This window comes from Anaeromassilibacillus sp. An200, assembly GCF_002160025.1.
GTDB classification, from domain to species: domain Bacteria; phylum Bacillota; class Clostridia; order Oscillospirales; family Acutalibacteraceae; genus Caccousia; species Caccousia stercoris.
In genome coordinates, this window is record NZ_NFJU01000014.1 from 62,851 (window position 1) to 85,507 (window position 22,657).

Here is a 22,657-nt window from a genome sequence, read left to right on the forward strand (position 1 = left end):
ATGTTGGAGAAGCGGGCGGAGCGCATGAGAATGCCGTTTTCCCCCTTTCCCGAACGATTGCAAAAGATTTACAGTTTTCTTAAAATGCTTTACTTTTTCCCATAAAAGCGATATGATGAATTAAGATCTGTTAGGAATACTTCGGGAGGAACATTCATGGCATATGCAGAAAATAGGCCGGGTCCCGCCCATATGGAACCGGATAAAAGAAAAAAATCATCGAAAAAAGGGATGATAGCGACTCTGTGCGTTGTCGCGGTTCTCGTTGTGGCCGGAGTGGGCGGCTGGTTCCTTTGGGATCAGCAGCAGAAGGCGCAGCAGGCGGCCCATGAGGCGGAGGTGTCGGCATTGCTCGACACGGATACCTTTTATCAGGGCGTGCGCGTTGACGGGATTGATCTCGGCGGCAGGACGATGGAGCAGGCGCGAGAGCTTCTCAATACCTCAGAAACGGGGGTCCCTCAGACCTTCACCGTCACTTTGACGCATGAGGATCAGTCATTTACCCTGACACAGGCCGATGTGGGCTACAGCGTCGATACGGAGCAGGTGCTGGAGGAGGCGTATCAGTACGGCCGCACCGGCACGCGGGAGGAGCGCTATGAGACAGTCAAGGCGCTCCAGACGACTCCTGTCGATTTTGATCTGTCCGCGAGCATGCAGGACGATACGCTGAGCGCGAAGCTTCAGGAGCTGACGGCTCCGCTTGCCCGCGAAGCGCAGGACGCGTCCGTTGTGTCCTTTAACGCCGAGACGGAGGAATTCACGTTTTCGGAAGGTCAGACCGGTATTGCCGTCGACCTTGACTCCCTCACCCAGAAGGTAAAGGACGCCATTGCGGCCGGGGGAGGTACGGTCGAAGTCCCTGTCACGGAAACGCCGTACAACATCAGTGCCGACGATCTGCGCCAGAATCTCAAGAAGCTCGGCACCTACAGCACCACCTCCACCAACACCGCCAACGGCAACTATAACATGGCGCGCGCCATGTCGTCCATCAACGGCACCTGTTTGCAGCCGGGCGAGACGTTCTCGTATTTCGGCGTGGTGGGCCCCGCCGGGCGCGCGGAAGGCTATAAGGCCGCGAACGCCATCGTGAACGGCAAGCTGGTTCCCTCCTACGGCGGCGGCATCTGCCAGACCTCCACAACGCTCTACGGCGCTGTGCTGCGCTCCGGCCTGGAAATTGTCGAGCGGAGCAACCACTCGATCCCGTCCACCTACTGCCCCATCGGCCAGGACGCGGCTGTGAGCTGGCCGAATATGGATTTCAAATTCAAGAACAATACAGAGTATCCTATTTATATCGTCGCCGGGATGGAGGGCAAGGTGCTCACCGCCACGCTCTATGGCTGGCAGTCCCCTGAGTATGACACCATTGAGGTGACTTCCTGGTATACCGAGACGATCCCGGCTTTGACGCAGGGGACGTATGTGCAGGACAACAGCCTTGCCGAGGGCGAGGTGAAGCTGGATGCTGCCGCCCGCAAGGGCTATCGCGCCGCCGCGCAGCGTATCTATTATAAGAACGGCGTGCAGGTCAAGTCCGAGCCTCTTGACAATTCGTACTACCGTCCTTCGGGCCCGTTCTATTCCTATGGCCCCGGAACCGATATCAGCAGCAATCCCGGCCCGACTTCGGCGCCCTCGTCCAGTGCGGCTGCTTCCAGCACGCCGCCCGCCTCGAGCACACCGCCCGTCTCAAGTGCGCCTGCTTCTTCCGCCGCCCCGGCCTCCAGCGCCGCGCCTTCTCAGGAGCCTTCCTCGGAAGCGCCCGACGTTTCCAGTGAGAACACGGGTTCGGAAGGGGCTGAGCTGGAAGCTCCGCCCGCGGAATAAAGCGGCGCAGGCAAAAGCCTTTGCGGCTTTTCGAAGAAAGGATGTGTCCTTTTGAGTGATTCAAATCAGACTCCTGTGATTAGCCTGATTATTCCGATCTACAACGCGGAACGGTATCTCGCGGAGTGCCTGGGCTCTCTGGCTCGGCAGACCTTCCGCGATTTCGAGGTGATCGCAGTGAACGACGGCTCCACGGATGGGAGCCTTGCGCTTCTGCGCCGTATGGAGCGCCAATATTCCTTCCTGCGCGTCATCGATCAGGAAAACGGCGGCGTTTCCGCTGCCCGCAATAACGGCATGGCCGCCGCGCGCGGCGAATATCTCGGCTTTGTGGACGCCGATGACTATGTGGCTCCGCAGTATCTGGAACGGTTGTACCGCACCTGTGTGGACAACAACGCGGAGATCTCCTGCTGCTATTACTATTACAAGTTTGAAGCCCCGGATTTTCTGTGGAAGTATCCCTTCCGCTGCCATGGCGTGTTTGACCGCACGCAGGCCATGAACAAGCTGCTGCATGATACGCAGATGCAGGGGCTCATGTGGAATAAGCTGTTCCAGCGCCGTCTGTTTACCGAAAATAACATCACCTTCCCGGCCATGAAGTGCCTGGAGGATATGATCGTTATGAACCAGCTGTTTGCTCACATCAACCGGCTGGCCGTCATCGACGAACCGCTTTACTATTACCGCAAGCATGGCGGCAGTGCCCTTGCCGCCATCACGCCTTCCAAAATCAACGATTTCATGAAGGCGATGGTGCTGGTGCGCGGGATGCTCGAAAAGAGCGGACGTTTCGCCCAGTACCGCCGCAGCTATCAGGCGCTTCTGAAAAAGACGGGGACCTGCTGCTACCTGTATACCATCAAAATGCATGCGCGCCAGCTGCACCCGCAGGGCTGCCTGCAAAATCTCAAGGGATTGCACCGTGCTCTGCGCTTTTTCGCATCCGATGATTTTACTCCGGACGCCGATGTGGAGAAGCTCTCCGACGTTGTGTATCTTGAGGGCGAGCTGGAAAAGGATTATATTCGCTGAGACAGGCGGCGTTTCACAGCCGCAAAGGCCCGTTTTTTGCGGGATGCTGTTTCGATCCATCACACGGGAGGAGGACGCTTTTGCTTTGCGAAGCTTCCTCCCCCGTTTTTTATGACGGGAGGAAATGATGACAATGAACGACGGATTTTTCCGGGCGGCGGCGGCGACGCCCGCCATTCGTGTGGCGGACTGCCGCCACAATGCCGAAGCGGTCGCGGAGCTGATGGAGGAGGCCGCGGCGCGCGGTGTGCAGGCCGTGGTATTTCCTGAGCTGTGCCTGACGGGCTATACCTGCGGCGATCTCTTTCTGCAAAAGCCCCTTCTCGACGCGGCGGAGCGTGAGCTGGCGGCGCTGATCGAGCGCACGTCCGGCCTGCCGGTGCTTGCGGCGGTGGGCGTGCCTGTCCCGGTGAACGGGGCGCTGTATAACTGCGCCGCCGTGTTCTGCGGCGGGCGGCTGCTCGGCCTTTCCGCGAAAAGCTGTGTGCCGAATTACGGTGAGTTTTACGAAGCGCGCCATTTCACCCCCGCGCCGGAGTGCGTGGAGGTGTCCTTTGCGGGCTTTTCCGTGCCGCTCGGCTCGTCCCTGCTGTACCGGCCCGAGGACTGGGAGGATTGCGCCGTGGGTGTGGAGATCTGCGAGGATCTCTGGTCGCCGGAGCCCCCCTCCACACGGCTGGCCCTTGCGGGGGCAACGCTCATCCTGAACCTCTCCGCGAGCGACGAGGTGATCGGCAAGGCCGCGTACCGCCGTGAGCTGGTCAGCGGACAGTCCGCGCGCCTGCTGTGCGGCTATGTCTACGCCGACGCGGGCGAAGGCGAGTCCACAACGGATCTCGTGTTCTCCGGCCATAACCTGCTGGCGGAAAACGGCGCGGTTCTGGCGGAGTCCGAGCCGTTCACCACGGGTCTGACGCAGGCCGATCTCGATCTTTCCCGCATGGCGGGCGAGCGCCGCCGCGTCACCACGTGGCAGGGCGGCAAATATACCGCCGCCCGCACGATTTCCTTCCCGCTGCCCGCCGCCCCGTTCCGTCTGCACCGCCGCGTGGATCCCGCGCCGTTTGTCCCGAAGGGCGAAACGGATCTGGCCGCGCGCTGCGAGATGATTCTCAACTTGCAGGCTGCCGGGCTGAAAACGCGGCTGTCGTGCGCGCACGCTTCCCATGTTGTGGTGGGCGTGTCCGGCGGACTGGATTCCACGCTGGCTTTGCTCGTCTGCGCCCGCGCTTTCGACAGTCTGGGCTTGCCGCGCGAGGGGATTCTTGCCGTCTCCATGCCGGGATTCGGCACGACAGGGCGCACGAAGTCGAACGCGCAGAAGCTTGCCGAGCTGCTCGGCGCGTCCTTCCGGGAGGTGCCGATCGGGGAATCGGTGCGGCTGCACTTTGCCGATATCGGCCATGACCCCGAAAAGCGCGACGTCACCTACGAAAACGCGCAGGCGCGTGAGCGCACGCAGGTGCTCATGGACCTTGCGAACGAAAACGGCGGCCTTGTCATCGGCACGGGCGACCTCTCCGAGCTGGCGCTGGGCTGGGCAACGTACAACGGCGATCATATGAGCATGTACGGCGTGAACGGCTCGATCCCGAAAACGCTGGTGCGCCATCTGGTGCGCTATGCAGCCGGGAAATTCGGGGGCGAGCTGGCGGACGTACTGCTCGACGTGCTCGATACGCCTGTCAGCCCGGAGCTGCTGCCGCCGTCTGGCGACGACATTGCGCAGAAAACCGAGGACATCGTCGGCCCCTACGAGCTGCACGACTTCTTCCTCTACTACCTGCTCCGCTTCGGCTTCGGCCCGGGCAAGATTTACCGGCTGGCCCTCGCCGCCTTCGACGGCGTGTATGACGCGGCGACCATCAAAAAGTGGCTTTCTACGTTCTTCCGCCGCTTCTTCGCCCAGCAGTTCAAGCGCTCCTGCCTGCCGGACGTCCCCAAGGTCGGCACGGTGGCCCTCTCGCCGCGCGGCGACTGGCGGATGCCGAGCGACGCGAGCGCCCGTCTGTGGCTTGAGGAGATCGAAGCTCTGTGACGCCGATCGGGATCTATCTGCACGTCCCGTTCTGCGCGGCGAAATGCCCGTACTGTGACTTTTATTCGATGCCCGCCGCGCCGGAGGTGCAGGATCAATATACAAAAGGTATTATTCAAAGAATAGAATCCTATTCGGATTCTCATTTGCCCGCCGATACCGTCTATTTTGGCGGCGGCACGCCGGGGCTGCTCGGTGCGGAGCGTCTCGGGCGGATCCTCTCGGCGGTGCGGCGGTCGTTTGATCTCGCCCCAGACGCGGAGGTGACGGTGGAGACGAACCCCGGCTGCGGGGATGACGCTCTGTTTGACGGTCTTGCGGCGGCGGGAGTGACGCGCATCTCGCTCGGCCTGCAATCCGCGAACGCGGACGAGCTTCGTCTGCTGGGCCGCAGGCACACGGCGAAGGACGCGGCGCGCGCGGTCGAGCTGGCACACCGCGCCGGGATCGAAAATGTCTCGCTGGACTTGATGATCGCCACGCCCGGCCAGACGCAGGAAAGCCTGCGGCAGTCGATCGCCTTCTGCGCGCACACGGGTGCGTCGCACGTTTCGGCTTACCTGCTCAAGATCGAGCCGGGCACGGACTACGGCAGACGGCAGGACACGCTCGATCTTCCCGGCGAGGACGAGGTCTGCGATCTCTATGAGACGGCCTGCACGGAGCTGGAGCGTCTGGGGTACGCCCAGTATGAGATCTCGAACTTTTCCCGTCCCGGCCGGGAAAGCCGCCACAACCTCAAATACTGGCGCTGTGAGGAATATCTGGGCTTCGGTCCGGCGGCGCACTCGTTCTTTGAGGGACGGCGCTTCTTTTTCCCGCGCGATCTGGGGGCGTTCCTGCGCGGCGATCCGCCTGTCGACGACGGCGAGGGCGGCGATTTTGAGGAATTCGCCATGCTGGCTTTGCGCTTGTGCGAGGGTTTGCGGGAGGATGCTTGCCGGGAGCGCTTCGGCCATCCGATCCCGGCGCAGGTGCGGCGCAAGGCTGTTCCCTTGGAACGCGCGGGCTGCTGCCGCGTGACGCCGGAGGGGATCTCCCTGACGCGCGCGGGGTTTCTGGTATCAAACGCTGTGATCGGCGCGCTCCTTTTGTGAGCGCGCCGCTTTTCGTTTTAGGTCAAGCCTTTTTCAAAAGGGCGCCGTGTGCCGGTGGCACACAAACAAGGCGCCGACCGGAGCGGCAGCGGAGACGCGGGGTTTGGGGGCGCGGTGCGCCAGTGGCGCACGAATTAGCGCCGACCGAGCCGGCAGGCGAGACTCAGAGCCCCATAAAATCTGCGCGAAGCTCAGAGAAGCTAGAAAAAGAGCGAAGCGAATTTTTCGGACGTTTATCGCAAAATGAACCTACAAAAAAATTTTCAAAAATTTTCTGAATCCATGAATGGATCCTTCTCCGCCGATCGTATTAGGGATGAAACCGGTTCAAACAAAAACAAACAGCCGGACAAACGGGAAATCCCCGTGCGGCGGATCATGGGAGGAAAACAAAATGAAAAAAATTCTGGCAGCGATTATGGCAATGATGATTCTGGCAAGTGTGGGTACGATGAGCGTTTCTGCGGCAGGGCGTGGATATGGCGCCGGGAACGGCATGGGCGGCGGCCGCGGCTGGCAGTCCACAAGCACCAGCACTGTGACCGGCGGCCATCACGGCAATTACGTTGACGCGAACGGCGACGGCGTGTGCGATAACTGGGGCACGGGCGTTGGCGGAAACGGCGGCAGCTTTGACGATGCCAATGGAGACGGCATCTGCGACAACTGCGGTACGGGTCTCGGCAGCGGCCATTTTGTGGATGCGAATGGCGACGGCGTGTGTGACAACTGGGGTACGGGCGCAGGCGGCAACGGCGGTAATTATGTCGATGCGAACGGCGACGGGATCTGCGACAACTACGGCACGGGCTCCTGCGGCAGAAGGGCGCGGAGCATCAGCGAGAGATAAACTTTGAAGTGAGGCGAAAGCCATGCGGAGCGAGCAGGAGGCAAACAGAGCGATCGAGCGGTACGCCGACATGGTGCGGCGGCTCTGTTTCGTGCACCTGAAAAACGAAGCGGACACGGAGGATATCTTCCAGACCGTCTTTCTCAAATATGTGCTGTATCACGGCGAATTTGAGAGCGAGGAGCACGAAAAGGCGTGGTTTATCCGCGTCACGGTGAACGCCTGCCGCGATCTGCTCCGCAGCTTTTTTCGCAGCCGCACCGTCCCCCAGGAGGAGCTGGAGGGCGTTGCGGCTGCATTGCCGCAGGAGCGCCGTGAGGTGCTCGACGCGGTCCTCTCGCTTCCCGCCAAATACCGCGACGCGGTGTACCTGCACTACTACGAAGGCTACACCGCGCCGGAGATAGGGAAGCTGCTCGGCAAAAACACGAACACGGTCTACACGCTTCTGACGCGCGCGCGTCAGCTTCTGCGGGAAAAGCTGGGAGGTGAGCACGATGGATGAAAGGCTTCGGGAAGCGTTCGGAGACGTGCGCGCCTCCGATGCGCTCAAGGATCGCACAAAAGCCTATCTCGCGGGCGAGATTGCAAAGCGGCAAAAACGCTCTGCTCCGGCTCCCGTGTTCCGCAGGCTGGCCCCTGTTTTGGCGTGCCTGCTTCTGCTGGTGGCGGGATTTGGCGGCTACCAGTTTTATTTCACGCCCGTGGCGGCGATCCGGGTGGAGATCAATCCCTCGCTGGAGCTGGGGGTGAACCGTCTGGGCCGCGTGGTGAGCGCCGAGGGCCTGAACGAGGACGGCGCGGCCTTGGCGGACGAGACGGATGTGCGCTTCCTTTCCTATGAGGACGCGCTGGAAAAGCTGCTGGCGAGCACGCGCGTCACAGCCTGCATGGAGCAGGGGGAAACGCTGTCGATCTCCGTCATCGGGGACGATACGGCGCACACCAATGCGCTTTTGGCCGGGGTGGAATCGTGCACGGCGGGACACCGGAATGTCGCGTGCTGTGCGGGGAGCACCGAGGAAGCGGCATCCGCCGCCGAAGCCGGGCTTCCGATGGCAAAATACCTGATCTATGAGGAGATCCGCGCGCTCGATCCCGCCTTCTCCGCGCAGGAGGCTGCAGGCATGACGATGCGGCAGCTGCGCGACCGTCTGGACGCGCTCACATCGAATGATTCCGGCACCGAAAGCGGCGATGGATCCGGCAATGCGGGGTCCCCGGAAAGCGCTTCCTCCTCTGTGGGAGGAAACGGTTATGGCAATGGCGCAGGTGCGGGTAACGGTGCGGGCGCAGGCCATGGAACAGGTTCAGGCAACGGCTATGGTTATGGTGCGGGCAATGGCAGCGGCACGGGTGCCGGAAATGGTGCGGGCAATGGAACCGGTGCAAATGCCGGAAATGGAGCCGGTGCGGGCAACGGGTACGGTTATGGAGCAGGCCACGGCGGCCATCACGGCGCGTGACGGTTTCCGGGGGAAACACCGTAGCGCTGCTTGTAGGCCTTGCTCAGATGGAATTCGTCGCAGAAGCCGAAGTTTGCGGCGGCCTGCCGCAGGCTCACGTCCGGATGGGAGAGCAGGAAAGCGCGCACGGCTTCCAGCCGGTACTTGCGCTGGAATTGGCAGGGGGTCTCCCCCATGACGGCGGAAAAGCGTCTGGAAAGCGTCTTTTCGCAGACAAAAAAGTGAGCGGCAAGCTCCTTCTGTTGGAAAAAGCGGTGTGGATTTTCCTGCAAAAAACGCACGACATTCTGGACAAATTCCTCGTTCGGAGATGGCACGGGCGTGTGCTCCGCGTCCCAGAGCGCGGCCAGCAGAAGCTGGAACAAGGCAGAAAGCCGCGTCTCCCGCAAAGGAGAAACGGCGGCGAACTGCTCCGCGATCGCTTCAAATAAGCGAAGCACCTCCGGACTGCGGCGGCAGGGAAGAAAGGTTCCGAGCGGCAGAAAGGAGGGTGTGGGCATGTCCGCGCTGTCCGCCGCATGTCCCGGCCCGTGGACATGCAGATACACGGTGCGCGTTCCGTCCCGGCAGGGGCGCAGACCGTCGTGGTGCCGTCCGGCTTCCAGAATCAGCACGTCCCCTTCGTGAAGCGTGTAACAGTCCGGCTCCCCGCCGCCGGGCGGCTCCTGCCGGATCTCCCACTCGCCCTCCAGCAGATAGATCAGGTCGTGATCCTCCATCACGCGGTTTGGATGGGGAATCCCCGTGACAAAGGTGTTGTGATACGCTTCGCGGATCTCGTAAGGGACCGAGGGGTCAAACGCGGTGCCGTCCATGTGCGTCGTCCTCCTTTTGTGCGTTTCCGTTTTCCAAATGATACAAGCTTTTGGCCGGAATATCAATGGTTTTCCGTTGTCTTCGTGCTATCATGATATTGTTCCCGGGTTTCGGGAGTCAAGAGATACGCATACGCCGCACGGCGGCAGGAAAGGGAGAATCACCATGGAAAACGGAAAGTTGAAGGCGGTGGTCGTCGGGTTGGGCTTCGGCGGCGCGTTTGTGCCGATCTGGCGGGATCATCCGAATGTGAGCGAGGTTGGGATCTGTGATGTGAACCGTGATCTGATGGATCGTGTGGCGAAGGAACACGGGATCGCCTGCTGCTATTCCTCGCTCGACGAAGTGCTGGCGGATGAAAGCGTGGACGCGGTGCATCTGGTCACGGCCATTCCCGACCACGCGGATCAGACCGTGCGCGTGCTCGACGCGGGCAAGCATTGTGCCTGCACCGTGCCGATGGCGACCAGTATGGAGGGGATCCGCGCAATCCGCGACGCGGTACAGCGCAGCGGGAAAACCTACATGATGATGGAAACCACGCTGTACACCTACCAGTATTTTTATGTCAAAAAGCTGATCGAGAGCGGAGAGCTGGGACGGATCCAGTTCCTGCGCGGCTCGCACTATCAGGATATGGAAAACTGGCCGTCCTACTGGATGGGACTGCCCCCGTTCTGGTACGGCACGCATGCGATCGCCCCGCTTGTGGCTCTGTCGGGAAGCCGGATCGAAGCGGTGTCGTGCCTTGGCTCCGGCAGCATGCGCCCTGAGCTGGTGAAGCAGTACGGCAACCCCTTCCCGGTGGAGACCGCGCATTTCCGCTTTGCGAACGGGCTGGCCGCGGAGTCGACGCGTTCGCTGTTTGAGACGGCCCGCACCTATCAGGAGGGCTTGTTTGTCTACGGCAGTAAAATGTCGTTTGAGTGGGGCTTTGCGGACGGGGACGCGCCCTATATCACGCGGCTTTTGCAGGCGGACGGCACGGGCAGCGCGCCGCGCGGGCTTCCCACGCCGGTGCAGCAGATCGATCTGCCGAACGAATACGCCGATCTTCCGGAGCCGCTTCAGCGCTACACGGTCGGCGGCGACTACGATCCCACAAACCCGCAGCTCAGCCTGAAAAAGGGCGCGGGCGGCGGTCATCACGGCTCCCATCCGCATCTGGTGCATGAGTTCGTGCGCAGCATCGTGGAGCAGCGCAAGCCGTGGATCGACTGGGAGCTGGCCGCCAACATCACCGGCGCCGGAATCCTCGCCCACAAATCCGCCCTGCGCGGCGGCGAATGGCTCAAGGCAGACTGAGTCTGCACGCAGCGGCCCGCGCGTTGGCGGTGTGAAAATGGTTTTGCACGGCGGCGCGGGACAGTCTGAACAAACTCCCGGTCAGGAGTCCTTTGCTTCCGGACGGTATTCCATCAAATCGCCCGGCTGGCACTGCATGATTTCACACAGCTTCCCGATCGTCTCTGTTGTCACGGGACGATCGTGCCGCAGCCGTTGCAGCGTCTGAGCGTCGATACCTTCATTTGCCAGACGGTAAAAGGAAATATGCTGTTTTTTCATCCATTCCCGCATTGGGTCAAACGAAATTCCCATAGCAATCCTGCTTTCCGGCTATGTTCCATGATTTCTTTTATTATATCTTCTTTTCCCCGCTTTTTCATTCCTTTCTATTTTCCTAATAGGAAAACTTTTTCTTTCCTAACTTTCCAATCCCGGTCTGTTCCCAGGAAGAAAAGCGTGGTATCCTAATTTCGAAAGGAAGGGATTGCGGATGGAATGGAAGCTGGCGGAGCAGATCCGCGCGTTCCGGCAGGAAAAGGGCATGACGCAGGAGCGGCTGGCCGAAGCGGTGGGCGTGACGGTGGGAGCCGTCTCCAAATGGGAATCGGGCGCGTCTGTGCCGGAGCTTTCCGTTCTGGTGGAGCTCGCGTCGCTGTTTGGTACCTCGGTGGACACGCTGATTGGCTATGAGGTGCCGGACAACGCGCTGCCCGCTCTGCTGCGCCGTCTGCGCGCCTGCCGCGACGCGCACCAGTTTGACGAGGGGAACGAGGTTGCCCGCCGCCTTCTGCGCTGCTACCCAAATTCGTTTGAAGCGGTGTATCATACAGCAGGCTTTTATTATTGTCAGGGACTGACACAGGCGGAAAATCAGGAGATGCGCCGGGCCATTGCGTTATATGAGCGGTCGCTGGCGCTGCTCTCGCAGAACACGGATCCGGAGATCGGGGAAATTTCGATCCGGGAATCCATCGCCAGCGCACGGATTTCACTCGGCGAAGAGGAGGAAGGCGTTCGCGAGCTCAAGCAGCACAACGACAACGAAATCTATGATTCTCTCATCGGCATAACGCTGGCGTATACCGATCAGAAGGACGAAGCGCGGCGCTATCTGTTCCGCTCCTATCTGCGGCTTACCGCGGATCTGGTTCGTATCTCGTTCGGCTTTGTCAATACCGCAGAGGCTTGGGATGAACAAAAGCAGGTGCTGGAGCTTTTTGACCGGGTTCTCTATTTTCTGGACGGGATGACCGAGCCGGGCCGGGTGTCGTTTGTAACGAAGGCGGAGGCGTTGATTCTGGCGGTGTGCGCTCATCTGTGCGTCGGGCTGGGGCAAAACGCGGAGGCGGAAACGTATCTTCGCCGGGCCTGGGAGACGGCGCGGCGTTTCGACGCGGCTCCGGATTACAGTGCAACGGCAATTCACTTCTGCTGCGGCGATCCTCCGCCTGCCGCCTTCGACGATATCGGGGAGACGGCTATGCGGGGAGTCGAAAGATTTATCAAGGAAACGGAAGAGACAGCGCCTGTGCTTTGGCCGCTGTGGGAGGGATGGAGCCATGAAAAAGCGTAACGGCCTGCGCCACGAATTTTTCCGAAAGAATCGCCTGATGTTTTGCGTGGTGATCGGCGTATCCGCGCTGGTAGCGGGACTCAACCTGGTTCTCTCCGTGCTGCTCCAGCAGGCGATTGATCTCGCTTCCGGTGTTTCCACCACCTGGACGCTGCCGCAGCTGATTGTGATTTCCGTCCTGGTGCTGGTGGGCGTTCTTGCGGCGGGGATTGGTACTTGCCTGGCAAAACCGCGTTTCCTGCGCCGTGCCATGCAGCAGTATAAAGAAGCGGCCTTCCGCGAGCTGGCAAAGAAGGGGACGGCGGCTTTTTCCAGGGAGAATACCTCGCTGTATCTTTCTGCTCTCTCGAACGACGCGAACAGTATCGAAACAAACTATCTGGAAAAGATGTTTGACTGTGTGGTACAGCTTTTGCTGTTTGCCGGAGCAATCGCCCTGATGCTCTGGTACAATCCTTTTCTGACGCTGGTGGCGGCGCTGTTCTCCGCGCTGCCGGTGATCGCCGCCCTTCTGACGGGCGGGAAGCTGGCTCCGGCAGAACAGAAGGTGTCGCAGAAAAATGAAAGCTTTGTCGCTGCTCTGCGGGATTGCCTTTCAGGCTTCCCGGTGATCAAGAGCATGAAGGCGGAGCAGCAGGCGTTCCGCCTGTTCTCGGAAAGCTGCCGGTCGGCGGAGCAGGCCAAAGCCCGCCGCCGTGGATTGAACACCGTCATTTCCACCATTTCCTCTATATCCGGCGCGGCGGCACAGCTGGGAGTGATCCTCACCAGCGCGGCTATGGCGGCGGCCGGGTTTATTACCCCCGGCGTAGTGATGATTTTTGTGCAGCTGATGGGATTTATTCTGGAGCCGATCTCTGTTGTGCCGGAATTTCTCGCAAACCGCAAGGCGGCCCTCGCGCTGGTGAAAAAACTCGAGGACGCGCTGGCGATCCGCACGCCGGACGGCGGCACGGAGATTCCTCCCGTCCTGCGCGACGCGGTGGAGCTGCGGGACGTTTCGTTCTCCTATGTGGAGGGCGAACCGGTGCTCAACCACCTCTCCGTGCGGTTGGAAGCGGGAAAAAGCTATGCGGTTGTCGGCACGTCCGGCAGTGGAAAATCAACGTTTCTCAGCTTGCTGATGGGTTCTTTTCCCACCTACGCAGGGGAAATCCTGGTAGATGGGGTGGAACTGCGTGAGATCCGCCTGTCGTCCCTCTATGATTTGATGTCCCTCATCCGGCAGGACGTATTCCTGTTCCAGCGCAGCCTGCGGGACAATCTGACGATGTTCCGCGATTTCCCGGAAGAAGTGGTCCGGCAGGCGGCTTCCCTGGCGGGGCTGGGGGATCTGGTGGCGGAGCGCGGGCTGGATTTCCCGTGCGGCGAAAACGGGAACGCGCTTTCCGGCGGCGAGCGCCAGCGGGTCTCCATTGCCCGGAGCCTTCTGCGGAAAACGCCCGTCCTTCTCGCGGACGAAGCCACCGCCGCGCTGGATCGGGAGACAGCCTTCCGCGTCACGTCCTCCCTGCTCGATCTTGACGGTCTGACGCGCGTGGTGGTGACGCATTCGCTTGACGAGCCGCTTCTGCGGCGCTTCGACGAGATTCTCGTCCTGCGCGGCGGCGTGATCGAGGAGCGCGGCGCCTTCGATTCCCTCATGGCCCGTAAATCCTGCTTCTACTCTCTCATGCAAGCCGGCAAGACTGAGTCTTGACGCAAGTCGCGCACGCCGCGTCCCGCGGCGAACCGTGGTGAAAGAAATCGACCCCTTTGCGATCTTACGTCGCAAAGGGGTCTTGTCGTGTGTCCCGCGTTGTTTTCATGGAGCGTTCGGGAAGGTTGGCTGCTGTTTTCAGCGGAGTGCGGTCTTGACAAGAATTTGGGAAAGCGATACACTCGGCATGGTTCCCTCACCCATGCCTCCGGTTGATCAGCATTTGCAGCCGCACGAGGACGGCGGGGGCGAGGGAAAAAGCAGCCACCGCGCCCCAGGCGGCGGGAGTGAGCAAAGCCGCGTCAAACAGCGCCGCCAGCGGCGGCACGAGCAGGACGGAGCATTGCAGGAAAATGCACAACAGCGCGGCAGGCAGCAGGCGGCTGCCCCGGCGGGCCGGGGAAAAGAGCGGGCCGCCGCGCATGTTGAACGTGTGGGCGATCTGCGCGAGCGAGAGCACGGCAAAGGCCATCGTGCGCCCGACGACCGGGTTCATCGGGTCGGGGTCGAAGAACACGCGGCCTACAGAGTATGCCGCCAGCGTAAACGCCCCGATCAAACATCCCTCAATCGCGATACGCCAGCCCATGCCGCCGGAAAACAGGCTTTCGCCGCGCTTGGCGGGCGGGCGCTGCATCACGCCCGGCTCAATCGGCTCCACACCGAGAGCGAGCGCGGGCACGGAATCCGTCACAAGATTGACCCAGAGAAGCTGGATCGCGAGCAGCGGCGAGGGCAGGCCGATCAAAAATCCCACGAACACCGTGAGGATCTCCCCGATGTTGCACGAGAGCAGGAAATGTACCGTGCGCCGGATGTTCGCGTACACGCCGCGCCCCTCGCGCACCGCCGCCACGATCGTCGTGAAATTGTCGTCCGCCAGCACCATGTCCGCCGCGCCCTTGGCGACCTCCGTGCCGCTCTTTCCCATCGCGCAGCCGATGTCCGCCGCGCGCAGGGCGGGAGCGTCGTTGATGCCGTCGCCCGTCATGGCGGCAACCTCGCCGTTTGCCTGGAAGGCGCGCACAATCCGCACCTTATGTTCCGGCGAGACGCGGGCGAACACGTCGCAGGTGCGCACGGCGCGCTTCAGATCCGTGTCGGAGAGCGCGTCCAGCTCCTGCCCAGTGAGCACCTTGCCGTCGCGGCGCAGGATGCCCAGCTCACGGGCGATCGCGGAGGCCGTGGCGGCGTGGTCGCCTGTGATCATCACCGGACGGATTCCGGCGGAGCGGCACTGGGCCACAGCCTCCTTCACCCCGGCGCGCGGTGGATCAGAAAGGCCCGCAAGCCCCACAAAGGTCAGGTTCTGCTCCATTTCGCGCTCAGTGGGGAGCGCGTCCGTATCGCGGAAGGCCACGCCGATCACCCGCAGGCCGGAGGACGCCATGGATTCATTTTTTGCGAGGAACCCGGAACAGCTTCCCACGCAGTAACGGGCCAGCACGTCCGGCGCGCCCTTGCAGATGATCCGGTAGCCGCCGTCCGGGCGGCGGTGCACCGTCGTCATGCGCTTGCGGGAGGACGAGAAGGGAATCTCATGCACGCGCGGCCAGCGGCGCTCCAGCTCGCTTTTTTCCTCCGGGCAGGCGGCGGCAAGGGCTGTCTCCGTCGGCTCGCCCCGATAGCTGCCCGCCCCGCCCGTGCAGTTGCTGCACAGGCAGGCCAGCGAGAGGATGCGCTTTCCCTCCTGCGAATGTGCCGCCACTTCGCCGGACGCACTCGCCACGGTGCGCACCGTCATGCGGTTTTCCGTGAGTGTGCCGGTCTTGTCGGAGCAGATGACGCTGGCGCTGCCGAGCGTTTCCACCGCAGGCATCCGCCGCACAATGCTCTTTTTCGCCGCCATGCGCCGCACACCCACGGCCAGCACGATCGTCACCACGGCGGGCAGCCCCTCCGGGATAGCCGCGACGGCCAGGCTGATCGACAGCAGGAACATGTCAAGCGGCGGTGTGTGCTCCAAAAGACCAATGAGAAAGATCAGCGCGCAGATGGCGAGTGCTCCGGCTCCCAGCCAGCGTCCCGTCTGCGCCAGACGCTTTTGCAGCGGGGTTTTCGGCGGCTCCTGCGACGCAATCATTCCGGCAATGCGTCCAACCTCTGTGCGCATGCCTGTGGCCGTCACCACGCCAAGCCCGTTGCCTGCCGTGATCTCCGAGGGGGAAAACACCATGTTTTTCCGATCCCCAAGCGGCGTTTTCTCCGGCAGCACCACGCCCGCGTCCTTCGCGGCGGGCAGGCTCTCGCCCGTGAGCGCGCTTTCGCCTGCGCTCAGGCCGTGCGACTCAATCAGACGCAGATCCGCCGGGGCGATATCCCCCGCGCGCAATCGCACGAGATCGCCCGGCACCAGCTGCGCCGCGTCCACGGTTTCCTCCCGGCCTCCCCGGATGACGCGCGCACGCGGGCTGCTCAGCTTTTTCAAAGCCTCCATGGCGTGCTCCGCGCGGCTCTCCTGGATCATCCCTGCCACCGCGTTGAGCACCACGATCGCAAGGATAATGATGGAATCCACATAGTCGCCCGTGCCCTCGATCCGCGAAGCGAGGAACGAAACCGCCGCCGCCGCGAGGAGCACGAGCACCATAAAATCGGAAAGCTGTGCGAAAAACCGCGCGAGAAGCCCCTTGCGGCGCGGCCCCGCCAGCTCGTTTGTCCCTGTTTCCTTCAGACGGCGCGCGGCTTCCGCGTGCGAAAGCCCCTTTTTCCCGTCCGAACCCAGACCGCGCAGGCACTCGGCTGCCGTCTTGTTTTGCCATTCCACCGTGCGTCCACCTCCCATGTTTCGCGGCGCGCTTGCTGCCGCTGGTATCAAATATATTCCGTCCGGGCGCGTGGTAGTCGTTCTTTCTCCGATCATCGCAAAATTTCGTGACGAGCCTGTTTTGGCAGGCCTTTTGAAAGGATGTTTTTCATGTCTCTTCCCCAGGATCCGATGATTCTTCTGAGTTATGTCAACACCAAGCTGCGCGACGAGTACCCCTCGCTCCGTGAGCTGTGCCAGTCCCTGTGCGAGGACGAGGACGATCTGCGCCGCCGTCTCGCCGAGGTGGATTACGAGTACGACGAAACGCTCAACCGTTTTGTGTGACTTGTGTTTTTTGCTGACCCGGTGTAAAATGGGGGTACCCGAAGGGGAATCCTGTTGAAACCGGGAGGAATTTGTCTCATGCGAAAATTTGCGGCCGCTCTGCTGGCGGCGGTTTTCCTTTTGTTTGCCGGATGCGCCGTCGTTCCGGCCTTTGCGCCGGGGGAGGAAGCGTCTCCGGCTTCCTCCGGCGCTTCCGGCGCTCCCGAAGATCCGGAGAGCACCCCTGCCCCGCCCGCGGAGGAGGATACCACGGTGCGCGTCACGATTCCGGAGGGCTTCACCGTTCTGCAAATCTGCCAGCGGCTTGAGGAAAACGGCGTGTGCTCCGGGCAGGAATTTTTTGAAGTGTCGCAGTCGTATGAGCCATCGTCGTTCACCGTGCCGGAGGACGAAAACCGTCCGTATAAGATGGAGGGCTATTTGTTCCCGGCGACGTATGAGTTTGAAAAAAACAGCGATCCCACAGACGTGCTGATTGAGATGCTCAACGCCTACCGCTACCGCGCCGGGGATCTGACGGACGAGCAGCTGATCATCGCGTCGATCATCGAGCGGGAGTCCCGGAGCGTGGAAAATGCCGCGCTGGTGTCCTCCGTCATCTATAACCGGCTCGACGCCGGGATGATGCTCCAGATGGATTCCACGCGCGAATACATCAACGACGCGGTGACGGATTCCCCCTATCTTACGGGAGACACCTCCCGTTTCGCGGAGCTGTACAACACCTACAAATGCCCCGCCCTGCCCGCCGGGCCGATCTGCTGTCCCGGAGAGCGCGCGATGGAGGCCGCCCGCAACCCCGCCGAATCGGAGTATTACTACTTTTTCTTCGGGAACGATAACGAAAATCACTACAGCACGACCTACGAGGAGCATGTGGCCGCGATCGAGGAGTACGGCGTGCAGTACGGCTGACGGAAACACGGCGTTTGCCGCGCTCCCGCGCGGATTCCGCTTGCTCTCAGCCCCCGTTGTGTGTTATAGTAAAAAGTAAGTGTGACCGGCGGATCGCCCGGGGGAAGGAGAAAAACAGCATTGAGCTTTTCCAAGGATAAAATCAGGAATTTCTGCATCATCGCCCATATCGACCACGGCAAGAGCACGCTCGCGGACCGGATTCTGGAGCAGACGAAGGCCGTGGCTCTGCGTGACATGGAGGACCAGCTTCTTGACAATATGGATCTGGAGCGCGAGCGAGGCATTACCATCAAGGCACATGCCGTGACGCTGGTGTACCATGCGCAGGACGGCGAGGATTATATGTTCAACCTGATCGACACGCCCGGCCACGTCGACTTCAACTATGAGGTGTCGCGCAGTCTGGCGGCGTGCGAGGGTGCGGTTCTGGTCGTGGACTCGTCGCAGGGCATCGAGGCCCAGACGCTGGCGAATACCTATCTGGCTGTGGACGCCGGGCTGGAAATCGTGCCGGTGATCAACAAGATCGATCTGCCCAGCGCCGACCCGGACCGCGTGCGCAAGGAAATTGAGGACGTGATCGGCATCCCGGCGGAGGACGCGCCCGCGATCTCCGCGAAGCAGGGGATCAACATCGGCGCGGTGATGGAGCAGGTGGTCAAGCTGGTGCCGCCCCCGCAGGCCAACGATGAAGCCCCTCTGCGCGCGCTGATCTTCGACTCCTACTACGACCCGTACCGCGGCGTAATCGCCCATGTGCGGCTCAAGGAGGGTACCGTGCACCCCGGCGACACCATCCGCATGATGAGCGTGGGGAGCGAGTTCACCGTGGTGGAGTGCGGCTACATGCGCGCCACGACGTTCGAGCCCGCGAGCGAGCTTTCCTCCGGCGAGGTGGGCTATATCACCGCGTCGATCAAGGCGGTGAAGGACGCGCGCGTCGGCGATACCATCACCCGCGCGGACAATCCCGCTTCCGAGCCGCTGCCCGGCTACCGCGCCGTGCAGCCCATGGTGTACTGCGGCATTTACCCGGCGGACGGGGCGAAATACCCCGATCTGCGCGACGCGCTTGAAAAGCTTCAGCTCAACGACGCCGCCCTCTCCTTTGAGCCGGAAACATCCGTGGCGCTGGGATTTGGTTTCCGCTGCGGCTTCCTCGGCCTTCTGCACATGGAGATCATCCAGGAGCGGCTGGAACGCGAATACAATCTCGACCTGATCACCACGGCCCCCAGCGTTGTGTACCGCATCACGAAGACGAGCGGCGAGGTCGTGTTCATTGATAACCCGACGAACTATCCCGACCCGTCCCTCATCGCGGAAGCGGAGGAGCCGATGGTGAACGCGCACATCTATTCCCCGACGGATTATGTGGGGAATATCATGGATCTGTGCCAGGACCGGCGCGGCACCTTCCGCGACATGACCTACATTGACGCGGACCGTGTGGACATCCATTATGAGCTGCCGCTCAACGAGATTGTCTACGACTTCTTTGACGCGCTCAAGTCCCGCACGCGCGGCTACGCCAGCTTTGACTATGAGCTCAACGGCTATCAGAAGAGCAAGCTGGTTAAGCTCGATATCATGCTCAACGGCGAGATTGTCGACGCGCTCTCGTTCATCATCCACGAGGATAAGGCGTATCCCCGCGCGCGGAAGATGGCCGAAAAGCTCAAGGAGAAGATCCCGCGCCAGCTGTTTGAAGTGCCGATTCAGGCGTGCATCGGCGGCCGCATTATTGCGCGCGAGACGGTGAAGGCTATGCGCAAGGACGTGCTCGCGAAGTGCTACGGCGGCGATATTACGCGAAAGAAGAAGCTGCTCGAAAAGCAGAAGGAAGGCAAGAAGCGCATGCGCCAGCTTGGCACGGTTGAGGTGCCGCAGGAGGCGTTCATGTCCGTCCTCAAGCTGGATGAATAAAACTTGAAGTTTTCGCCCGCCTTTTACAAAAGGCGGCGGGGTTTGGGGCAGAGCCCCATCAAATCTGCGCGAAGCCAAAGAAAGCCAGGAAAAAGAGCGCAGCGATTTTTTCCGGACGGCTGCCCACAAATCTATAGAATAAATCTTTTGTTGCTCACAAAAATCGTCCCCTCCGCGGTTCCTTACACCGCAGAGGGGACGATTTCTATTTTGAAGCGTATTATTTTTGAGCAAAATCCCGGATATCCTTAGCAAGAATATGGATCAGAGAAAGCTGATCCAGCGTGCATTGCGACAGAACGGTCTGAATTTGAGAGAGAATCCCCTCCCGATCGCCTTCTTCGGCCTGCGTGGAAACAGGGATCAGATCATCCAGCGAAATTTTGTAAACCGTACAAAGCTCCACCATCCGTTCCAGACTCAGCCGTTTCCGGCCGCGTTCCGCTTCTCCATAATACTGTGGGTCAATATTCAGCAGATCCGCGACGGTCTTTTGCGTGTATTCATACTTTTCGCGGTATTTCCGCATATTTTCCCCTATCGTTGCCGTCAGGTCGTTCAGCAATGCAATCACCCTCATTTCTGAGTTTAACAATATCAAATTTACATATAAATGAAAAGAGAAACATAGTGTATATATCATTTATAAAGTTATGATATGATAATAGTTGCTATTTATTATTAAATTTGATAAAATGATATGTAAAGAAATAAATGGAATGGGGCATGACAGATGAAATGCCAAGTCGATAGAGGCAGAAGAATGATCCTTCCAAAAGAAGTCTGTAAAATACTCGACATACGCCAAGGGGATTATTTGACCGTGAAATTGAAAGGAACAGCGATTCTGTTAGAAAAAGAAGAAACCCGTTGTGTTTTTTGCGGAAATGAAAAGGATTTGCAAAAAAAGTACGGAGAGATCATTTGTTCCTCCTGTCTGGAAAAGCTGATAAAAGCGGGATTTGAAAGTGATAAAAAATAAAATGCACAGCGTATCTAAAATGAACTGCACCCCATTTGTTAGACAGTATGTTATACTGAATAACAAGTGGGGTGCTTTACTATGCCAAAAGGAATACCGAACAAGAGATATACTCCAGAATTCAAAAAAACTGTTGTAGAAACCATGCGGAAGGAAAAGCTGAGTTATAGCGAAACAGAGCGCCAGTACGGTGTAGCTCGTAGCCGAATTCGTGCATGGGAACGCATCTACCTAGAGGAGGGGGCAGAAGGGCTTGCTGTAGAACGACGAGGGCGTAAAAGTACCGGACGTCCGGTAAAGCTGTCAAAATCTGTTGAAGAAGATCTTATTGCTGAAAATCAGCGGCTGCGTGCAGAGGTGGAATACTTAAAAAACTTGCAAGCCTTGGTTTTGGAGAGAGAGCGAAGCCAGGGGAAAAAGCCCTGGTAGTCCAAAAACTAAGGCAAAAATATTCTCTGCCGCATTTACTTGAAATCGCTCGCTTGCCTCGAGCAACCTTCTACTACCATGTAAAGAGGATGGGACAGGCAGACAAATACGCTGCAGCAAAAGCGAAAATCGAAACAATTTACCACGAAAACAGAGGTCGATACGGCTATCGACGAATCACTATCGCACTTCGCAACAAAGGGATTTTTCTGAACCACAAGACCGTGCAGCGGCTTATGAAACAAATGGGGTTGGTTTGCCGTGTAAGAGCCAAAAAATATCGTTCTTACAAGGGTGAAGTAGGCAAAATCGCCCCCAATCTGTTGAACCGGGATTTCCATGCAGAAAAGCCAAATCAAAAGTGGGTCACCGATGTGACAGAGTTTAGTCTGTTCGGAGAGAAGATTTATCTCTCTCCAATCTTGGACTTACACGGTGGTTACCTGGTTAGTTATACGATCTCTGACAGACCGATTCTGAGCATGGTTACTACCATGCTGGACAAGGCTTTTGAAACAATACCGGATGGAACAGGGCTGATCCTCCACTCTGACCAAGGTTGGCAGTACCAGCATAAGCAGTATCAGCGTATGCTTTGTGAGAAAGGTATTCGGCAGAGTATGAGCCGTAAAGGTAACTGTCTGGATAATGCTGTTATGGAAAATTTCTTTGGCTTACTCAAAAGTGAGTTGCTGTATCTGCAAGAATTTGAATCCATGGAACACTTCAAGCTGGAACTAACTGCCTATCTGTAAGCGTCAAACGTAACGGCGCATAGACAATCCCAGCTCAGAGATGATTCTCAGAGCTGGGATTGTCTCATCATTTTACTTTACACGTCTCCAGAGCCTTCCAGGGGAGGAGACTCTGGAGTATGTCCGGTCTGGTCAGATCTGTACCGTTGGCCATTTTCAGCAGCCAGGTCAAGTAGCGGTAGGGATCCAGTTGGTTTTCCAGGGCTGTCTGGATCATAGAAAAAATTACAGCACTGCCAGCAGCCCCATTGGGCGTATTGGCAAACAGAAAGTTCTTCCGGTCAATCACAAAGGGCTTTATGCTTCGCTCAGCACGATTATTGGAAATCTCCAATCTGCCGTCCCGCAGATAGTTGACCAGGTACGGCCATTGCTCCTTCAGATAGGTAAATGCTTTGCCCAGGGCAGACTTCGGCGCTGCCGTTCTGGTATTTGCCCATGCCAATAAAGCGTCCAGAACAGGTTTTGCCTGTTCCAGCCGCTGGACGTATCGTTCTTCTGGAGAAAGGCCGCTGAACGTATCCTCCAATTCAAACAGCTTATTGCAATAAGCCAGGCCCTGCGTGGCGGAACCACCTTTTGCCTTCCCTTTGGGCAGAGATTTGACTGCTTCATCAAACTTCCGCCGGGCATGGGCCCAGCAGCCAACCACGGTGATTTCATCCGAAAGATTGTGGTATCCGGCATAACCGTCCGTGTGGAGGTAGCCCCGGAAGCCTGTCAGAAACGCTTTTGGATGCTTGGCGCCCCGGCCCGGCTGGTACTCGTACAGGACAATGGGCTTGTCCGTATCTCCACTGGTCCGGTACAGCCACATATAGCTCTCACTCTGAGGCTTTTTGTCCGGTTC

Annotated in this window: 21 protein-coding genes; 16 read left to right on the top strand and 5 right to left on the bottom strand. The window is 59.4% G+C overall.

What is annotated here, in order from left to right:
• Nucleotides 1-156: 156 nt before the first annotated feature.
• The 7 genes from B5F35_RS08750 to B5F35_RS18435 all read left to right on the top strand — a co-directional run bounded on the left by B5F35_RS08750 (nt 157) and on the right by B5F35_RS18435 (nt 8,328).
• Entirely contained in the window at nt 157-1,839 is a 1,683-nt protein-coding gene (locus tag B5F35_RS08750) for a VanW family protein (protein ID WP_087240068.1), read from the top strand.
• Between the two features lie 51 nt (nt 1,840-1,890).
• The gene (locus tag B5F35_RS08755) at nt 1,891-2,877 is read left to right on the top strand and encodes a glycosyltransferase (protein WP_087240070.1); all 987 of its coding nucleotides are present in this window, start codon (nt 1,891-1,893) and stop codon (nt 2,875-2,877) included.
• A 133-nt stretch (nt 2,878-3,010) separates the two neighbouring features.
• A complete protein-coding gene (locus B5F35_RS08760; RefSeq protein ID WP_087240072.1) occupies nt 3,011-4,915 on the top strand; it encodes an NAD(+) synthase in 1,905 nt (634 codons plus the stop codon).
• Nucleotides 4,912-6,012 carry a radical SAM family heme chaperone HemW gene (gene hemW, locus B5F35_RS08765; RefSeq protein WP_242969451.1) on the top strand — a complete coding sequence of 367 codons (1,101 nt, stop codon included), beginning with the start codon at nt 4,912-4,914 and terminating at the stop codon, nt 6,010-6,012. Before B5F35_RS08760 ends, hemW begins: the two co-directional genes overlap by 4 nt.
• Before the next feature lie 394 nt (nt 6,013-6,406).
• Nucleotides 6,407-6,862, top strand: coding sequence for a hypothetical protein (locus B5F35_RS08770; protein WP_087240074.1), 456 nt, complete (start codon nt 6,407-6,409; stop codon nt 6,860-6,862).
• Nucleotides 6,863-6,884: 22 nt separating this feature from the next.
• On the top strand, nt 6,885-7,367 hold the full coding sequence (locus B5F35_RS08775; RefSeq protein ID WP_087240076.1) for an RNA polymerase sigma factor: 483 nt from the start codon (nt 6,885-6,887) through the stop codon (nt 7,365-7,367).
• Entirely contained in the window at nt 7,360-8,328 is a 969-nt protein-coding gene (locus tag B5F35_RS18435) for an anti-sigma-I factor RsgI family protein (protein ID WP_140401185.1), read from the top strand. The genes B5F35_RS08775 and B5F35_RS18435 overlap by 8 nt, the downstream gene beginning before the upstream one ends.
• Here B5F35_RS18435 and B5F35_RS08780 read toward each other — a convergent pair.
• Entirely contained in the window at nt 8,316-9,143 is an 828-nt protein-coding gene (locus B5F35_RS08780) for a helix-turn-helix transcriptional regulator (RefSeq protein ID WP_140401186.1), read from the bottom strand. The genes B5F35_RS18435 and B5F35_RS08780 overlap by 13 nt on opposite strands.
• A 166-nt stretch (nt 9,144-9,309) precedes the next feature.
• Between B5F35_RS08780 and B5F35_RS08785 the strand changes: the two genes are divergently transcribed.
• Nucleotides 9,310-10,449, top strand: coding sequence for a Gfo/Idh/MocA family protein (locus tag B5F35_RS08785; RefSeq protein ID WP_087240077.1), 1,140 nt, complete (start codon nt 9,310-9,312; stop codon nt 10,447-10,449).
• An 81-nt stretch (nt 10,450-10,530) separates the two neighbouring features.
• Here B5F35_RS08785 and B5F35_RS08790 read toward each other — a convergent pair whose 3' ends face one another.
• A complete protein-coding gene (locus B5F35_RS08790) occupies nt 10,531-10,743 on the bottom strand; it encodes a helix-turn-helix domain-containing protein (RefSeq protein ID WP_087240079.1) in 213 nt (70 codons plus the stop codon).
• Between the two features lie 178 nt (nt 10,744-10,921).
• Here B5F35_RS08790 and B5F35_RS08795 point away from each other — a divergent pair, with 178 nt between their 5' ends.
• Nucleotides 10,922-12,004 (top strand): helix-turn-helix domain-containing protein, encoded by a 1,083-nt coding sequence (locus B5F35_RS08795; RefSeq protein WP_087240081.1) that lies wholly within the window; start codon nt 10,922-10,924, stop codon nt 12,002-12,004.
• A complete protein-coding gene (locus B5F35_RS08800; protein WP_087240083.1) occupies nt 11,991-13,703 on the top strand; it encodes an ABC transporter ATP-binding protein in 1,713 nt (570 codons plus the stop codon). The genes B5F35_RS08795 and B5F35_RS08800 overlap by 14 nt, the downstream gene beginning before the upstream one ends.
• A 196-nt stretch (nt 13,704-13,899) precedes the next feature.
• On the opposite strand, the gene B5F35_RS08805 is transcribed toward B5F35_RS08800, so the two are convergent.
• Nucleotides 13,900-16,470 carry a cation-translocating P-type ATPase gene (locus B5F35_RS08805; RefSeq protein WP_242969452.1) on the bottom strand — a complete coding sequence of 857 codons (2,571 nt, stop codon included), beginning with the start codon at nt 16,468-16,470 and terminating at the stop codon, nt 13,900-13,902.
• A 150-nt stretch (nt 16,471-16,620) separates the two neighbouring features.
• Here B5F35_RS08805 and B5F35_RS08810 point away from each other — a divergent pair, with 150 nt between their 5' ends.
• The 3 genes from B5F35_RS08810 (at nt 16,621) to lepA (ending at nt 19,641) form a co-directional block, all read left to right on the top strand.
• A complete protein-coding gene (locus B5F35_RS08810) occupies nt 16,621-16,797 on the top strand; it encodes a DUF4250 domain-containing protein (RefSeq protein ID WP_206424035.1) in 177 nt (58 codons plus the stop codon).
• A gap of 78 nt (nt 16,798-16,875) precedes the next feature.
• Nucleotides 16,876-17,712, top strand: coding sequence for an endolytic transglycosylase MltG (mltG, locus tag B5F35_RS08815; RefSeq protein ID WP_087240088.1), 837 nt, complete (start codon nt 16,876-16,878; stop codon nt 17,710-17,712).
• A gap of 120 nt (nt 17,713-17,832) precedes the next feature.
• Nucleotides 17,833-19,641 (top strand): translation elongation factor 4, encoded by a 1,809-nt coding sequence (gene lepA, locus B5F35_RS08820; protein WP_087240090.1) that lies wholly within the window; start codon nt 17,833-17,835, stop codon nt 19,639-19,641.
• Between the two features lie 220 nt (nt 19,642-19,861).
• Here the strand turns inward: lepA and B5F35_RS08825 are convergent, their stop codons facing one another.
• Nucleotides 19,862-20,215: a helix-turn-helix domain-containing protein gene (locus tag B5F35_RS08825; RefSeq protein ID WP_162611385.1), complete on the bottom strand. Its 354-nt coding sequence runs from the start codon at nt 20,213-20,215 to the stop codon at nt 19,862-19,864.
• Nucleotides 20,216-20,374: 159 nt separating this feature from the next.
• Between B5F35_RS08825 and B5F35_RS18440 the strand changes: the two genes are divergently transcribed.
• From B5F35_RS18440 to B5F35_RS08835, 3 genes are all read left to right on the top strand, one after another.
• On the top strand, nt 20,375-20,623 hold the full coding sequence (locus B5F35_RS18440; RefSeq protein WP_140401187.1) for an AbrB/MazE/SpoVT family DNA-binding domain-containing protein: 249 nt from the start codon (nt 20,375-20,377) through the stop codon (nt 20,621-20,623).
• Nucleotides 20,624-20,704: 81 nt separating this feature from the next.
• A complete protein-coding gene (locus B5F35_RS08830; protein ID WP_087240094.1) occupies nt 20,705-21,052 on the top strand; it encodes a helix-turn-helix domain-containing protein in 348 nt (115 codons plus the stop codon).
• Nucleotides 21,046-21,807, top strand: coding sequence for an IS3 family transposase (locus B5F35_RS08835; RefSeq protein ID WP_242969453.1), 762 nt, complete (start codon nt 21,046-21,048; stop codon nt 21,805-21,807). Before B5F35_RS08830 ends, B5F35_RS08835 begins: the two co-directional genes overlap by 7 nt.
• Before the next feature lie 67 nt (nt 21,808-21,874).
• Here B5F35_RS08835 and tnpC read toward each other — a convergent pair.
• The coding region (gene tnpC, locus B5F35_RS08840; RefSeq protein WP_140401189.1) for an IS66 family transposase at nt 21,875-22,657 on the bottom strand (783 nt) is incomplete at its 5' end.

Excerpts from the sequence above, each read along its gene's own strand:
- B5F35_RS18440 (WP_140401187.1), top strand. The coding sequence starts at position 20,375 with ATGAAATGCCAAGTCGATAGAGGCAGAAGAATGATCCTTCCAAAAGAA.
- mltG (WP_087240088.1), top strand. The coding sequence starts at position 16,876 with ATGCGAAAATTTGCGGCCGCTCTGCTGGCGGCGGTTTTCCTTTTGTTT.
- B5F35_RS18435 (WP_140401185.1), top strand. The coding sequence starts at position 7,360 with ATGGATGAAAGGCTTCGGGAAGCGTTCGGAGACGTGCGCGCCTCCGAT.
- B5F35_RS08770 (WP_087240074.1), top strand. The coding sequence starts at position 6,407 with ATGAAAAAAATTCTGGCAGCGATTATGGCAATGATGATTCTGGCAAGT.
- B5F35_RS08750 (WP_087240068.1), top strand. The coding sequence starts at position 157 with ATGGCATATGCAGAAAATAGGCCGGGTCCCGCCCATATGGAACCGGAT.
- B5F35_RS08790 (WP_087240079.1), bottom strand. The coding sequence starts at position 10,743 with ATGGGAATTTCGTTTGACCCAATGCGGGAATGGATGAAAAAACAGCAT.
- B5F35_RS08780 (WP_140401186.1), bottom strand. The coding sequence starts at position 9,143 with ATGGACGGCACCGCGTTTGACCCCTCGGTCCCTTACGAGATCCGCGAA.
- B5F35_RS08810 (WP_206424035.1), top strand. The coding sequence starts at position 16,621 with ATGTCTCTTCCCCAGGATCCGATGATTCTTCTGAGTTATGTCAACACC.
- B5F35_RS08795 (WP_087240081.1), top strand. The coding sequence starts at position 10,922 with ATGGAATGGAAGCTGGCGGAGCAGATCCGCGCGTTCCGGCAGGAAAAG.
- B5F35_RS08775 (WP_087240076.1), top strand. The coding sequence starts at position 6,885 with ATGCGGAGCGAGCAGGAGGCAAACAGAGCGATCGAGCGGTACGCCGAC.
- B5F35_RS08800 (WP_087240083.1), top strand. The coding sequence starts at position 11,991 with ATGAAAAAGCGTAACGGCCTGCGCCACGAATTTTTCCGAAAGAATCGC.
- B5F35_RS08760 (WP_087240072.1), top strand. The coding sequence starts at position 3,011 with ATGAACGACGGATTTTTCCGGGCGGCGGCGGCGACGCCCGCCATTCGT.
- B5F35_RS08785 (WP_087240077.1), top strand. The coding sequence starts at position 9,310 with ATGGAAAACGGAAAGTTGAAGGCGGTGGTCGTCGGGTTGGGCTTCGGC.
- B5F35_RS08830 (WP_087240094.1), top strand. The coding sequence starts at position 20,705 with ATGCCAAAAGGAATACCGAACAAGAGATATACTCCAGAATTCAAAAAA.